Genomic DNA, 13,121 nt, shown 5'->3' on the forward strand with positions numbered 1-13,121 from the left:
GACATGACACCCGCCCACCGCAAACTCATTTCAGGCTGGCTGTTTCTGCTTTGCTTCATGCTGCTGGGCATGATCGCCATTGGCGGCGTAACGCGCCTGACGGGTTCGGGCCTTTCCATTATGGACTGGCAGCCAGTAAGCGGCTTTATCCCGCCCCTTTCCCACGCTGAGTGGGAAAGGTTGTTCGCACTTTATCAAACCATTCCACAATATCACCTTCAGCATGAAGGATTTGGGCTGGAAGGGTTCCAGAAAATTTTCTGGGCGGAATGGATTCACCGCTTTTGGGGCCGTCTGATGGGGCTGGTGCTTCTGCTGCCCCTGATCTGGTTTGTTGTGAGAGGCATGATTACGCGCCGGTTGGCCCTGCGCTTGTTCATCTTTTTCATTCTGGGTGCGCTACAGGGTGCCATTGGGTGGTTTATGGTGGCCTCTGGCTTCCGCCCCAACAGCACGGCTGTGGAACCTGTACGTCTGGTACTGCATCTGAGTGCGGCCCTGCTGCTTTATGGCGCTATTTTGTGGACAGCATTTTCTATCCGCTGGCCCACACCAGAAAGCCATGGTTCATCTTCCGCTGCACGTTTGGCCAAGCGGCTGGCTTGCTTCACCATCGTGCTGCTGTGCACCACCATTATTGCCGGTGGGTTTACGGCTGGCACACATGCGGGGTTCCTGTTCAACACCTTCCCGCTGATGGACGGGCATTTGATCCCGACTGATTATGCCCAGCTTTCCCCTTTCTGGATGAACTGGTTCATCAACAAAGCGGCTGTGCAGTTTGACCATCGCCTGCTGGCTACTCTTACAGCCCTGAGCATTGGCGCTGTGCTTCTTGTTGGCCTAAAAGCAACGGATCTGGGGGCCAAAGCCCACAACGCCTTTATCCTTTTAGGGTGGGCTGTGGTTATTCAGTACGCGCTTGGCGTAACCACCCTGCTGTTGGTGGTGCCTGTATGGGCTGGTGCTGTGCACCAAACCTTCGCCGCCGTGTTGCTTGGCGTTATGCTGTATGTGCTGCATTGCCTGCGCGGCACCAAGGCTGTGGCCTGAAAGAGCATTTGAGAACGTTTTAATGTTGCGTTTGAAAAACTGGACGGTATGGTGCTGCGCATGAATTCCGAGTGGTTCACGTCCGATTCCCTGCAGACCCGCAAATTAGCGGGTGCGGGCGGCGTGGCCCTCCGTCTGGATCTTCTCCTTCGACTAATCTGCCCCTGAGCGAGCCAGGTGGCCAAGCGCTGCCACGCCCAGGGGAGAACGAAAAGAGCGCCCGTGCATAAACGGGCAGAATATGGCACAGCCCCTCTATTCTTGTTCCAGACCAGACTTTATTCAGGAAGAATTCCATGTCTGCTGATACCACCAGCTTCAATCATCCGTCCTTTGGCCGCATGACGCCAGACCGCGTGATTGTGTTTGACACCACCCTGCGTGATGGCGAGCAATCTCCCGGTTTTTCCATGAACCTGGCAGAAAAGCTCCGCATGGCGGAAGCGCTGGCCAACCTGGGCGTGGACGTGATTGAAGCAGGCTTTCCTGTTGCTTCCAAAGGTGATTTCGAATCCGTTAACGAAATTGCCAAAAACACCAAGGGTTCTGTTATCTGTGCACTGGCGCGTAGCGGTGGCGCCAAGGATATTGCGGCTGCGGGTGAGGCACTGGCCCCGGCAGAACGCAAACGTATCCACAACTTTATTTCCACCTCTCCGCTGCACATGAAATACAAGCTGCGGATGGAACCGGAAACTGTTCTGGAACTGATTACATCTGGCAATGCCGCAGCCCGCAATCTGACAGATGACGTGGAATGGTCTGCTGAAGATGGCTCCCGCACAGAACCGGATTTTCTGTGCCGCTGCGTGGAAGCCGCCATTAAGGCTGGCGCCACCACCATCAACATTCCCGATACCGTTGGTTACGCTACACCAGAAGACATGGAAAAAATCTTTTCCATGCTGCGCCAACGCGTGCCGGGTGCAGATCAGGTAATCTTCTCTGCCCATAACCATAACGATCTGGGGCTGGCTGTTGCCAATACGCTGGCTTCTATCCGTGGTGGTGCGCGGCAGGTGGAATGCACCATCAATGGTATTGGCGAACGCGCAGGGAATGCCGCGTTGGAAGAAATTGTGATGGCACTGCGCACGCGCCATGACCAATACCCCTTCACCACCGGCATCCATACAGAAGGCCTGCTGAAGGTTTCTCGTATGCTGGCCACCATCACCAGCTTTGATGTGCAGCCTAACAAGGCCATTGTGGGCCGTAACGCCTTTGCGCATGAAAGTGGCATCCATCAGGATGGCGTGCTGAAAAACGCTGCCACCTATGAAATCATGACCCCAGAAAGCGTGGGTTGGACACGTTCTTCCCTGGTTATGGGCAAGCATTCCGGGCGCGCGGCCTTCCGCGATAAGCTGAAGGTGCTGGGTTACGAAGGCATGGATGAAACACGCCTGAACGAAGCCTTCACCCGCTTTAAGGATCTGGCTGACCGTAAAAAGGTTGTGTACGATGATGACATCATCGCGCTGGTGGATGATGAAGCCCGCGACCATGACCGCATCCGCTTTGGTGCACTGAGCCTGAAATCCATTTCTGGCCAGCCTTCCGAAGTTGATCTGGAACTGAGCGTGGATGGCAAGGCGATTGAAGCCAAAGCCACAGGCAATGGCCCTGTGGATGCTGCCTTTAATGCGCTGCGCAAGGCCTTCCCACATGAAGCACGTCTGGCCCTGTTCTCTGTTGGTGCCGTAACAGAAGGTACGGATGCACAGGCCCGCACAACCGTGCGTCTGGAAGAAGCCGGCAAAATGGTAGATGGCCAGGGCGCAGATGCAGATACGGTTGTTTCTGCCGTACGCGCTTATGTACATGCACTGAACAAGCTGCTGGTTAAACGGGCTCGGACAGAACCAGAAGCCCTGACAGCCTGAAAAAACTTTTCAGGCCCTCCTGCAAAACCGGGCAGACAGACCTTACCTTGAGATTATATGTCAGTTTCTTGACGGAAGGTCTTGTCTGCCTCGTTACGCACCGGTAATTCCTGCTCACATATTTCCAAAGCAGCAGGGGCAGGTTAGCGTGCCCGGCTTTCTCGTCCTCTGTTGTATGGTGCCCGCTTCAACCAGGAGTCCTGGATGTTTTCTCGTCTGCTCGGTCTCATGTCTGCCGACATGGCTATTGACCTGGGTACTGCCAACACCCTTGTTTACGTAAAAGGACGGGGTATCGTTCTGAACGAACCGTCTGTTGTGGCTATTGCAGATATACGAGGAAAAAAGCAGCTTCTTGCCGTGGGCGAAGAAGCCAAGCAGATGGTTGGCCGTACACCGGGTAATATTACGGCCATTCGCCCCATGCGTGATGGCGTGATTGCTGATTTTGAAGTGGCGGAAGAAATGATCAAACATTTCATCCGCAAGGTTCATAATCGCCGCGCTTTTGCCAGCCCCCAGATTATTGTGTGCGTGCCCTCCGGCTCCACCGCAGTAGAACGCCGCGCCATTCAGGAAAGCGCAGAAAGCGCCGGTGCACGCCGTGTATTTCTGATTGAAGAACCCATGGCTGCTGCCATAGGTGCTGGCCTGCCGGTTACAGAGCCTTCTGGCAGCATGATTGTAGATATTGGTGGCGGCACAACAGAAGTGGCCGTTATCTCCCTCGGCGGTATTGTGTACGCACGTTCTGTGCGCGTGGGCGGAGATAAAATGGATGAAGCCATTATCTCCTATATTCGCCGCACCCACAGCCTGTTGATTGGGGAAAGCTCGGCAGAACGTATCAAGATCAGCCTTGGCTCCGCCATGATGCCGGATGAACCTTATGAAAACGGCCCGTGGCAAGACGTTAAAGGGCGCGATCTGATTAACGGTGTCCCGCGCGAAGTACAGGTTTCACAAGCGCAAATTGCAGAAAGCCTTATGGAACCCGTAAGCCAGATTGTGGATGCCGTAACAACCGCGCTGGAAAACACCCCACCTGAACTTGCTGCCGATATTGTTGATAAAGGCATTGTTCTTACCGGCGGTGGTGCACTGCTCTACCGGCTGAGTGATGTACTGCGCCTTGCAACGGGTCTGCCAGTTACAGTAGCTGAAGATGCACTTTCCTGCGTAGCTTTGGGCACAGGCCGTGCACTGGAAGAAATGAAGCGTCTGCGCAACGTGCTGACAACCATGTATTAACTCAAGGCACCAGCTATCTGGCTGTAATCCGGCGCCAGAATGCAAACGGGCATGCCTTCCGCTTTCCTTCCCTCAGATAGGGGTTCCCGGCTTTCATGATCCCGGTTTCCATCCAGGTAAGACAAGCTCTTGGCAAACTGGTTTTGCCAGTGCTGCTGCTATTGTCTGTTGGGATTATTATTGCAGGGCAAGCTGATAGACGGCTGGCTGATACAGCCCGTATGTACGTGGCAGATGCTCTGGCCCCTTTGTGGGGGCTTATTGCCCATACGCAAACAGATGTTAGCCACCTTGTGCAGGGCGTAAAAGACGCCCGGCATTTGGCCGAAGAGAACACCAAGCTCCAAACAGAAAATGCCAAGCTACGCCGCTGGTATGATGTGGCCGTTTCTCTTGCGCGGGAAAATGATAACCTGAAAACAGAGCTGCACTGGGTGCCAGAACCTACCCCTGCCTTTGTAACAGGCCGGGTAGTGGCAGATAGTGGCGGCATGTATGCCCGCGCTGTATTGCTTGTAGCTGGCACAACCAGCGGGGTACACGTAGGCAATGTGGCATTGGCCACAAATGGCTTAGCAGGGCGGGTTACCGAAGTGGGCCCTCATGCAGCCCGTGTGTTGCTCATAACCGATATTGCCAGCCGCCTGCCCATTGAACTGGAATCCAGCCATGCCACGGCCATAATGGCAGGTGACAACTCCCCCATGCCAAGGTTGATGTATTACCCGCAGGATTCACGCCCCATTGAAGGGGAGCGTGTTGTGACCAGCGATCAGGCAGGGGCCTTCCCCATGGGGTTGCCCATTGGCACAGTGCATTACCTGCACCCCGGACAACCGGTTGTGCAGCCCTTTGTGCAACTGGATAAACTGACCATGCTACGCGTGTTTGATTTTGGACAATCTGAAATTGAACCGCCTGATGCACCGGGGCATGTGCCACTTACGCGCCCGCATCGTCCGTTAGCACTGCCATTCAAAACACTTCTGGGACAAGGGCAGGAAGGGTAAACCTGATGTCCGATCCCTCACCCCCATCATGGGACCCAGATCTTGAACCGCGTCTAACGCTTGGCCAGAAGCTGGACCGCACAGCGCGCCATCTGCTGCCATCGGCTTTTATTGTTCTGGTTATTATCTTTTTTTCGGCACCCCTCGCCATTCCCGGTTCTGCCGAACTGCTTTCTGCCATTGTTATTGGCTCGGTGTTTTTCTGGTCTGTCTGGCGGCCTACGGGCATGCCTGCGCTGGCACCGTTCCTGCTTGGCCTGTTTATGGATCTGGTTGGCTTTACACCTTTGGGCGTCAGCTCATTTATTCTGCTTCTGGTTTACGGAATCAGCACCTATGCCCGGTTTGGGCTCATGCGCATGAATTTTTTAGTAGTATGGTTCCTTTATGGTCTGATAGGTGGAGCCGCTTCTTTCCTGCAATGGGCGTTGGCATGTCTGTTTCGGCTGCACGGTCTTGATCCGGCGCCTGCCTTTTTTGAAGCACTACTGTGCATAGGGGTTTATCCGTTGCTTTCCGCCACCTTCTCATGGTTCCTGCATATTCTGGATGAAAAGGAATCCGCATGAACAGGCATGAAAGCTTCTTATGTGGCTAAAGCGGCGCAAGAAAGAAAACCGGCGTTTTCTACCTGTTCGTGAACAGAAAGACCCTGCACGCGGCGTTTTTACACGCCGGGCGCTGCTGTTTATGGCTGTTCAGACTGTGGCCTTGGGGGAACTTGGCCGCCGCCTGTATAAAATCCAGATAGAAGATGGCGACCATTATGCCCGCATGGCTGCCAAAAACCGTATCAGCAAGCGCCTTCTGGCCCCGCCGCGCGGGCGTATTGTAGACCGCTACGGCGTTGCCCTTGCCAATAACAAGGAAAACTGGCGCGCCCTTTTGATGCCCGAAGAAACCACGGATGTGACGGGCACGATTGAACGGTTTTCCAGCATTATCCCGCTAGATGAACGCGACCGTACACGAATCGCGCGTGAAATGCGGCATCAGCGACGCTTTGTGCCTGTCATGCTGCGAGATTTTCTCTCATGGGATGAAATGGCGCGCATTGAACTCAACGCGCCCTCTCTCCCCGGTGTGTTGATTGATGTAGGCACACGCCGCGTTTACCCGGAAGGCGAATTGCTCGCCCACATTATCGGTTACGTAGCACCGCCCAATGAAAAAGATGTGGCCCGCTCTGCCTTGCTGGCTCTGCCGGGGATGCGCGTAGGCCGCGCGGGTATTGAGCAAAGTCAGGATGACAATCTACGCGGCACGGCTGGATCTGTGGAAATGGAGGTCAACGCCGTTGGGCGTGTGATGTCTGAACTGAACCGCGAAGAAGGCGTGCCGGGTGAAGAAATTAGCCTGACTATAGATCGCGCGCTCCAGCAAAAAGTGCTGAACGCTATAGGAGATCAAACAGCCTCTGCCGTGGTGATGGACTGCCAGAATGGTGAAGTACTTGCCATGGTCAGCACGCCCTCGTTTGATCCCTCATTGTTTGATAGCGGCGTCAGTCATGCACAGTGGATTGAGTGGACAAACAACCAGCGCACGCCCCTTATCAACAAAGCTGTCGCGGGGGTGTATCCACCGGGCTCCACTTTCAAACCTGCTGTGGCAATGGCGGCTCTGGAATCGGGTCTTGTTTCCCCCACGGATCGTTTTTTCTGCCCTGGCCACTTGGATGTAGGTGGCACACGCTTTCACTGCTGGTCTCGATGGGGGCATGGATCTGTTGATCTGCATCTGGCGCTTAAATATTCCTGCGACGTTTATTTTTATGAAGTCGCACGCCGTATCGGCATGGAACGCATTGCTGCCACAGCACATAAATTCGGCCTTGGCACGCAGTTGGATATTGAACTTCCCCACACGCGCACCGGCCTGATTCCTACTCCGGCATGGCGGCAGGCTCACCACCACCATTGGAACGGTGGGGATACAATTGTAAGCGGCATTGGGCAGGGGTTTGTACAGGTTACGCCACTGCAACTGGCTACCTATACAGCCCGCATTGCCTCTGGTCGGGCCGTACAGCCCCATCTTGTGCGTGCCATTAACGGGGAAATTGGCAAGCAAGTACAACCAGACCATTGGCCCACCCTTGATATGCCAGACAGATATCTGGCGGCCCTACGCTCTGGCATGTTTGCCGTTATTAACGAACTCCACGGAACAGCCCCCAAAGCGCGGCTAGATCTGCCCGGCATTACCATGGCTGGCAAAACGGGCTCGGCACAGGTGCGGCGTGTTTCACGCGCATTGCGTGAAAGCGGACATTTTAACTCTGCCAATCTGCCTTGGGAGTATCGGCCGCATGCGTTGTTTATCTGCTTCGCCCCGTATGATTCCCCGCGTTATGCCGTTTCTGTGGTAATCGAACACGGAAACGCAGGTGCAGATGCCGCAGCCCCTCTGGCCCGTACCATCATGCGCGATACTTTGCTGCGGGACCCGGTAACACACACCACGCCGCCGCCAGAAAGTGTAGCTGATGCAAGCAGCCTGGTAAGTGATCCATGAAGTTTCATAAACGGCTGCTCAGAGCAGAACCCAGTTTCCGCCTGATGTCCAAGCTATGGCGTATCAGTTGGCTTTACATTCTGCTGATCTGCACATTGGCTGGCGTTGGCTACGTTACGCTCTATTCTGCCGGAGGGGGTACGCCCTACCCCTTTGCCGCCCCGCAGGCTGCACGCTTTGCTGTGGGTTTGGTGATGATGATTACCATCGCCATGTTGCCGCCACGCATGCTTATACACGCAGCAGCACCCATGTACGTGCTCTCACTTATACTGCTTGTAGCCGTGTTACGCATGGGCCATGTGGGCAAAGGCGCAGAACGTTGGCTGATTATAGGTGGGTTACAGGTTCAACCCTCGGAATTCGCCAAAATTGCGCTGGTTTTGGCACTTTCTGCGTGGTTTTCTCGCATAAGCTATGCCCGAATGGGCAACCCTTTGTGGTTAATACCGCCAGCCCTTATCGTGCTTGTGCCTGTTGGCCTTGTACTCAAGGAACCTAACCTTGGCACTGCTGTCATTATTGGCGGCATTGGAGCATCGCTATTTTTTGCTGCCGGGATGCGGCTTTGGCAAATTGTGCTGCTTTTGCTTCCCGTGCCGTCGCTTATCAAGTTTGCATACAACCATCTGCATGATTACCAGCGCGCACGCATAACCACCTTTTTGCACCCGGAAAATGATCCGCTAGGGGCAGGCTACAATATCATCCAGTCCAAAATTGCACTGGGTTCTGGCGGCATGTGGGGGCAGGGTTACCTGCATGGATCACAAGGGCAATTAAACTTCCTGCCCGAAAAACAGACAGACTTCATTTTCACAATGATTGCCGAAGAATGGGGGTTTGTTGGCGCTGCCGCTGTTATTGGCCTGCTGCTCATGATCATTCTGGGCGGCATGATTATGGCTATTCGTTGCCGTAACCGCTTTGGGCGCCTTATTGCCCTTGGCATCAGCATGAACTTCTTTTTTTACTGCCTGGTTAATCTTTCCATGGTGATGGGCGCTATCCCTGTAGGGGGGGTACCTTTGCCATTGGTCTCTTACGGTGGCTCGGCCATGCTGAATGTTATGCTGGGGTTTGGGTTGCTGCTTTCAACATGGGTTCATCGTGATTCTGTTGACGATGAAGACGAAGAAGACGCCAACAAAGATCTTATCTGATGCTTCCATTACCGCAGGTTCATTGCTTATGAAAAAGGCCGCTCTCAATATCAGAGCGGCCTTTTTTATAATTTTGCAGTCTTAATAATTATTTGGCGCCAGAGGGCTGCGTTACACGCAAGATCCAAAGCTGCGCGATATCATGCGCACCGTTGTCTCCTTCAACACTGCGCAAAGCAGCCAGAGCCTGATCCTTATGGCCAGCATAAAGCTCTGCCAGCCCCAAATGCAGGCGTGCGATATTCACATCGCTTACGCCCTTGCTGATAGCCTGCTGCATCAGTTGCAGACCTTTATCAGCCTGCCCGAATGTAACGTAATTGTACCCAACCGTTAGCAAATCATCTCCATTGCTGGCAGAAGCAGCTGCCTGCTCATCTGCTGCAATAGAAGCCTTTTTGGAAGCGACAGCCTTTTCAACCATAGCCTTCAAACGGGCCTGACGCGGAGCTTCTGCCCCTTGCCCCAACACGCCTGATTGATAGCCCTGGTTCATCAGGTCTAGCGCCAGTTGCGGCGTATTCTGCTGTACTGCAATTTCCGTCATATCCATAAAGTCACGCGCTTGGGAAACATCCCCAACAGCCAAACGGATACGATAAACATCCAACTGCAAGGATGCCGGAATTTTGGTGTTTACAACCAGTTCATGCAGCAAAAGCGCCCAGTATTCCTTTTTGGGGTAATAAGTCGCCAATAGAACATAAGCATGCGTGGTCGCTGCAGAATCTTTTAGAGCCGTCGCACTTGCTGCGAGCATTTGCAGCTCAGATTCCGTGGGAGCTTTGCCAGCCTTTATAGCGGCATCTGCCTGCTGCTTCACCACCTTGATGGTATTGGGGTAATCCTTCTGCAGATAGTAAGATTGCGCAAGCAATGTTTCCATCTGGGGATCAGAGCCAGCGGCCTTCAGATATCGCTGAATATTGGCAACAGCTTTGGGGTAATCCTTGGCAGTGTAAGCCATGGTTGCTTCAGACTTCAGCATCTGATTTTTCATGGCCTGCGGCGTGCGGGGGGAAGCAATCAGCTTATCATAAGCTGCTGTTGCGGCAGAAAGATTACCTGCCTGTGTGGCCACAGCTGCACGCATCTGCGCAATGGTATAATCTTCGTAATCTGTTTTGCCTTTTACGGCATCCGCAGCGTTTACTGCATCCATTGCCTTGGCATAATTATGTGCTGCCAGAGCAGACTGCGCGGCTTCCAGTTCTGTCCCAACCTGTTGGCCGAGTTCATCTGCCGCATGTGCAACAGGCTGCATAACAACCCAAGCTGTTGTTGCACAAAAAAGGGTACGTAAAAAACGAGAAGCCATTCTCAAAAATCCTCACTTACCGTCAGCGAACTGTTCCTGTCCGACGATTCCGAGTTTTGTGACGCCGAGGCGCTGTGCGTCGGCCATGACGTGGATGACGGTTTTGTAGTCAGCCAGACGGTTGGGCTGGAGGTGGAACTCCGGGCGGGAGGCCTCTGGCCCGCTGGCGATCTCACGCAGATGCGCCTGCAGATCGGCCTCGCCATTGATGGGCTGGCCATTCCAGGTCAGCGAGTTGTCAAAGTCCACAACCAGCGTCACCACAGGTGTTTCTTCCGTGCTGGGCGGCGGGTTGCCCTGCGGCAGATCAATCGAGACCGCCTGCGTCTGCAACGGGATGGTGATGATCAGCATGATCAGCAACACCAGCATCACGTCAATCAGCGGCGTGGTGTTGATGTCGACAATGCCTTCATCTTCCGTTGTGCTCTCCGAGCCAACATTCATGCCCATGGCCTGTGCTCTCCCCCACAGGATGGGGTGGCGTGCTGCGCCACCCGCCCCTGCCTATTTCGGCTTTTCCGTAATGAAATCGATATGGCTGATGCCCGCTTCCTGACACGTCGCCACCAGACGGCCCACACTCTCATAGCGTGTGGTCACATCCCCGCGGATCTGGATCTGCGGCTGCGGCTTTTGCACCGCCGCCTTCTCCAGCCGGGCCAATAGATCGGCCCGGTCCTTGATCGGCGTTTCATCCCAGAAGGTCTGACCATCCGCCGTGACTGCCAGAACCACATTGCTCAGCTTGGTCTGGGTGGGCTGGTTCATGTCCTTGGGCAGCTGCACCTTCACGGTATGTGTCGCCACCGGAATGGTGATCAGAAAGATGATCAGCAGCACCAGCATCACATCCACAAGCGGTGTGGTGTTGATGGCGGAGACGACGTCGTCTTCCCCGCCGCTATCGCCAACCTGCATGCCCATAAGCGTTCTCCTTGCCTTGACCTGACCCGTTGATTACCCGACGCGGTTGGACACCGTGGCCGTGGTGGGGGAGTTGTCCGGGCGCACCACAATCTGGTCTACCGCAGCGCCATGACGCACACCCCCGATGAGGATGGACTGCAGGTCAGAAGCAAAGTCGCGCACCAGATCCATGGCGGTCTTGTTGCGGCGCACCAGCAGGTTGTAGCCCAGAACGGCCGGCACAGCGGTGGCCAGACCAATAGCCGTCATGATCAGGGATTCACCCACCGGACCAGCCACCTTGTCGATGGAGGCCTGACCGGCAATGCCGATGGCTGTCAGCGCGTGGTAGATCCCCCACACCGTGCCGAACAGACCGATGAACGGAGAGGTGGAGCCCACGGTGCCCAGAAACGCCAGACCCTTTTGCAGGCTGTTCTGGATGTTGTTCACCGCGCGCTGGATGGACATGCCCGTCCAGCTATGCAGGTCAATGCTTTCCTGCATCGTGCCTTCATGGTGTTCGGCAGCCACAATACCGGTATCGGCGATGTAGCGGAACGGGGATGTGGAGGTCAGAGCGGAAGCCCCTTCCTGAATGCTGTGCTTGGTCCAGAAGCTTTTGGTGGCTTCCTTGGCGGCCGCAAACAGGCGGGCCTGCTCGATGAACTTGGTGATCATGATATACCATGTGCCCAGGGACATGGTGAGCATGATCAGCAGCACGCCGCGGGCAATGATATCCCCATTGGACCACAAAGCACCCAGACCGTAGGGGTTGGCTTCTTCCTTGGTGTCTGCTGCAGGTGGGGCCTGTTCGGCCGGAGCGCTGGCAGCGGGTGCTGGAGCCGCAGGGGCTACATCCGGTGTGGCGGCAGGTGCCGGTGCGGAAGATGGCGCCGCATCAGGAGCCGGTGCCGTGGCCGCAGGCGCTGCGGGGGCCGCATCCTGGGCAAAGGCTGCCACTGGGGCTGCAGTGCTCATCAGCAGCGCCAGAGCCGGAGCCGCAAGACCTGACACAAAAGAACGGGGCAGTCTGGTCATCTTCCTCATAATCCTCATCATCAGGGCCCGATCCGCTTCCCTGTCATGTAAACAGATCGGGCAATCCGTATTTGTATTACTGGCCAGCATGAAAAACTGACCCCGTTTTAGTCATCCAGCCTGAAGCGGATGACGTAGACCTTGTGCAGTTCCTTCACCGGTGCGCCATTACGTGTGGCCGGGCGATAGCGGGCCTTGTGCACGTAATCCAACGCTGACTGAGCAAAGGCCTGACCGCCAGAGACCGACTGCACATGGCAGTTGCTGGTCATGCCAGAAGCTTCCACATCACAAATCAACGTCACACGGCCTTCAATGTTGTCTTCCTCCATTTCTGGCGGATAGACCGGCTGCACATTGTTTAAGGGCGCAGAACCAGCAGACGTATCTGGTGCGTCTGTTGTGCCATCTCCTGCAGCGGCTGCACTACTGGGTGCAGATGTTGCTGGAGGCGCAGCAGCCGTTTTGGTTTGCGGCGGTGTTGGGTGCTTAGGCGGCGCCTTGGCCACGTGCTTGATGGGCGGCTTGGGCGGCGGTGGCACCTTGATTTTCGGCGGCGGAATGTATGGCGGCGGCGGCACAGCCATAACCGGAGGTGGGGGTGGTGGCGGAGGCGGGGGTGGCGGAGGCGGCGGGGGTGGCAACATAACTGTTTTGATAGGCGGATGTGTAACAGGAACACTTGCCGTGGTTCCCATACCGTACATCAGCCCCAGCACGCCCATAAGATGCAGCGCGACAACCACCAACAGGGCAACAACACTGACAACAGCCCCTACCCGGAACGTATATTTCACCGAGCCCGGCTGTTGCTCGTAGTCATTCATATTTGCACGTCCTCCTTTGTCACCCTGCATCGCGACAGATGCTATTATCTTACCCTTGATACACAGGGCGTTACCGGAGCCTGTTTACCTTGGTATGACAATAACAGATTGCTGTTCTGCCATACAGGTAACCTTTCCCGACT

At 55.1% G+C, this 13,121-nt stretch carries 12 protein-coding genes; 7 read left to right on the plus strand and 5 right to left on the minus strand.

From position 1 onward, the window contains the following. Positions 1-3: 3 nt before the first annotated feature. From FCN51_RS18750 to rodA, 7 genes are all read left to right on the plus strand, one after another. Positions 4-1,053, plus strand: a complete 1,050-nt coding sequence (locus FCN51_RS18750) for a COX15/CtaA family protein (protein ID WP_012812291.1) — start codon at positions 4-6, stop codon at positions 1,051-1,053. Positions 1,054-1,349: 296 nt separating this feature from the next. Further along, entirely contained in the window at positions 1,350-2,939 is a 1,590-nt protein-coding gene (locus FCN51_RS18755; RefSeq protein ID WP_124305436.1) for a 2-isopropylmalate synthase, read from the plus strand. A gap of 204 nt (positions 2,940-3,143) precedes the next feature. Then, positions 3,144-4,190 (plus strand): rod shape-determining protein, encoded by a 1,047-nt coding sequence (locus tag FCN51_RS18760; protein WP_003629847.1) that lies wholly within the window; start codon positions 3,144-3,146, stop codon positions 4,188-4,190. Between the two features lie 95 nt (positions 4,191-4,285). Beyond that, a complete protein-coding gene (mreC, locus tag FCN51_RS18765) occupies positions 4,286-5,200 on the plus strand; it encodes a rod shape-determining protein MreC (protein ID WP_160256574.1) in 915 nt (304 codons plus the stop codon). A gap of 5 nt (positions 5,201-5,205) precedes the next feature. Then, complete coding sequence (locus tag FCN51_RS18770; RefSeq protein ID WP_003629849.1) at positions 5,206-5,769, plus strand: hypothetical protein; 564 nt, start codon at positions 5,206-5,208, stop codon at positions 5,767-5,769. Positions 5,770-5,788: 19 nt separating this feature from the next. Continuing rightward, entirely contained in the window at positions 5,789-7,717 is a 1,929-nt protein-coding gene (mrdA, locus tag FCN51_RS18775) for a penicillin-binding protein 2 (protein ID WP_160256575.1), read from the plus strand. Further along, positions 7,714-8,880 (plus strand): rod shape-determining protein RodA, encoded by a 1,167-nt coding sequence (rodA, locus tag FCN51_RS18780; protein ID WP_003629853.1) that lies wholly within the window; start codon positions 7,714-7,716, stop codon positions 8,878-8,880. The genes mrdA and rodA overlap by 4 nt, the downstream gene beginning before the upstream one ends. An 88-nt stretch (positions 8,881-8,968) precedes the next feature. Here the strand turns inward: rodA and FCN51_RS18785 are convergent, their stop codons facing one another. The 5 genes from FCN51_RS18785 to FCN51_RS18805 form a co-directional block, all read right to left on the minus strand. Then, positions 8,969-10,198 carry a hypothetical protein gene (locus tag FCN51_RS18785; RefSeq protein WP_160256576.1) on the minus strand — a complete coding sequence of 410 codons (1,230 nt, stop codon included), beginning with the start codon at positions 10,196-10,198 and terminating at the stop codon, positions 8,969-8,971. Between the two features lie 12 nt (positions 10,199-10,210). Next, positions 10,211-10,651, minus strand: a complete 441-nt coding sequence (locus FCN51_RS18790; protein ID WP_012812288.1) for an ExbD/TolR family protein — start codon at positions 10,649-10,651, stop codon at positions 10,211-10,213. 54 nt (positions 10,652-10,705) lie between these two features. Further along, positions 10,706-11,125, minus strand: a complete 420-nt coding sequence (locus tag FCN51_RS18795; RefSeq protein ID WP_003627566.1) for an ExbD/TolR family protein — start codon at positions 11,123-11,125, stop codon at positions 10,706-10,708. Positions 11,126-11,158: 33 nt separating this feature from the next. After that, entirely contained in the window at positions 11,159-12,172 is a 1,014-nt protein-coding gene (locus FCN51_RS18800) for a MotA/TolQ/ExbB proton channel family protein (protein WP_374727186.1), read from the minus strand. Between the two features lie 86 nt (positions 12,173-12,258). Further along, positions 12,259-13,008: an energy transducer TonB gene (locus FCN51_RS18805; RefSeq protein ID WP_012812286.1), complete on the minus strand. Its 750-nt coding sequence runs from the start codon at positions 13,006-13,008 to the stop codon at positions 12,259-12,261. Between the last annotated feature and the right edge of the window lie 113 nt (positions 13,009-13,121).

This window comes from Acetobacter pasteurianus, from assembly GCF_009914215.2.
Classification (GTDB): Bacteria; Pseudomonadota; Alphaproteobacteria; order Acetobacterales; family Acetobacteraceae; genus Acetobacter; species Acetobacter pasteurianus.

Bases quoted from the DNA above. Each gene is read 5' to 3' on its own strand.
- FCN51_RS18755 (WP_124305436.1), top strand. From the start codon at position 1,350: ATGTCTGCTGATACCACCAGCTTCAATCATCCGTCCTTTGGCCGCATG.
- FCN51_RS18785 (WP_160256576.1), bottom strand. From the start codon at position 10,198: ATGGCTTCTCGTTTTTTACGTACCCTTTTTTGTGCAACAACAGCTTGG.
- FCN51_RS18760 (WP_003629847.1), top strand. From the start codon at position 3,144: ATGTTTTCTCGTCTGCTCGGTCTCATGTCTGCCGACATGGCTATTGAC.
- FCN51_RS18790 (WP_012812288.1), bottom strand. From the start codon at position 10,651: ATGGGCATGAATGTTGGCTCGGAGAGCACAACGGAAGATGAAGGCATT.
- mreC (WP_160256574.1), top strand. From the start codon at position 4,286: ATGATCCCGGTTTCCATCCAGGTAAGACAAGCTCTTGGCAAACTGGTT.
- FCN51_RS18770 (WP_003629849.1), top strand. From the start codon at position 5,206: ATGTCCGATCCCTCACCCCCATCATGGGACCCAGATCTTGAACCGCGT.
- rodA (WP_003629853.1), top strand. From the start codon at position 7,714: ATGAAGTTTCATAAACGGCTGCTCAGAGCAGAACCCAGTTTCCGCCTG.
- mrdA (WP_160256575.1), top strand. From the start codon at position 5,789: ATGTGGCTAAAGCGGCGCAAGAAAGAAAACCGGCGTTTTCTACCTGTT.
- FCN51_RS18805 (WP_012812286.1), bottom strand. From the start codon at position 13,008: ATGCAGGGTGACAAAGGAGGACGTGCAAATATGAATGACTACGAGCAA.
- FCN51_RS18800 (WP_374727186.1), bottom strand. From the start codon at position 12,172: ATGATGAGGATTATGAGGAAGATGACCAGACTGCCCCGTTCTTTTGTG.
- FCN51_RS18795 (WP_003627566.1), bottom strand. From the start codon at position 11,125: ATGGGCATGCAGGTTGGCGATAGCGGCGGGGAAGACGACGTCGTCTCC.
- FCN51_RS18750 (WP_012812291.1), top strand. From the start codon at position 4: ATGACACCCGCCCACCGCAAACTCATTTCAGGCTGGCTGTTTCTGCTT.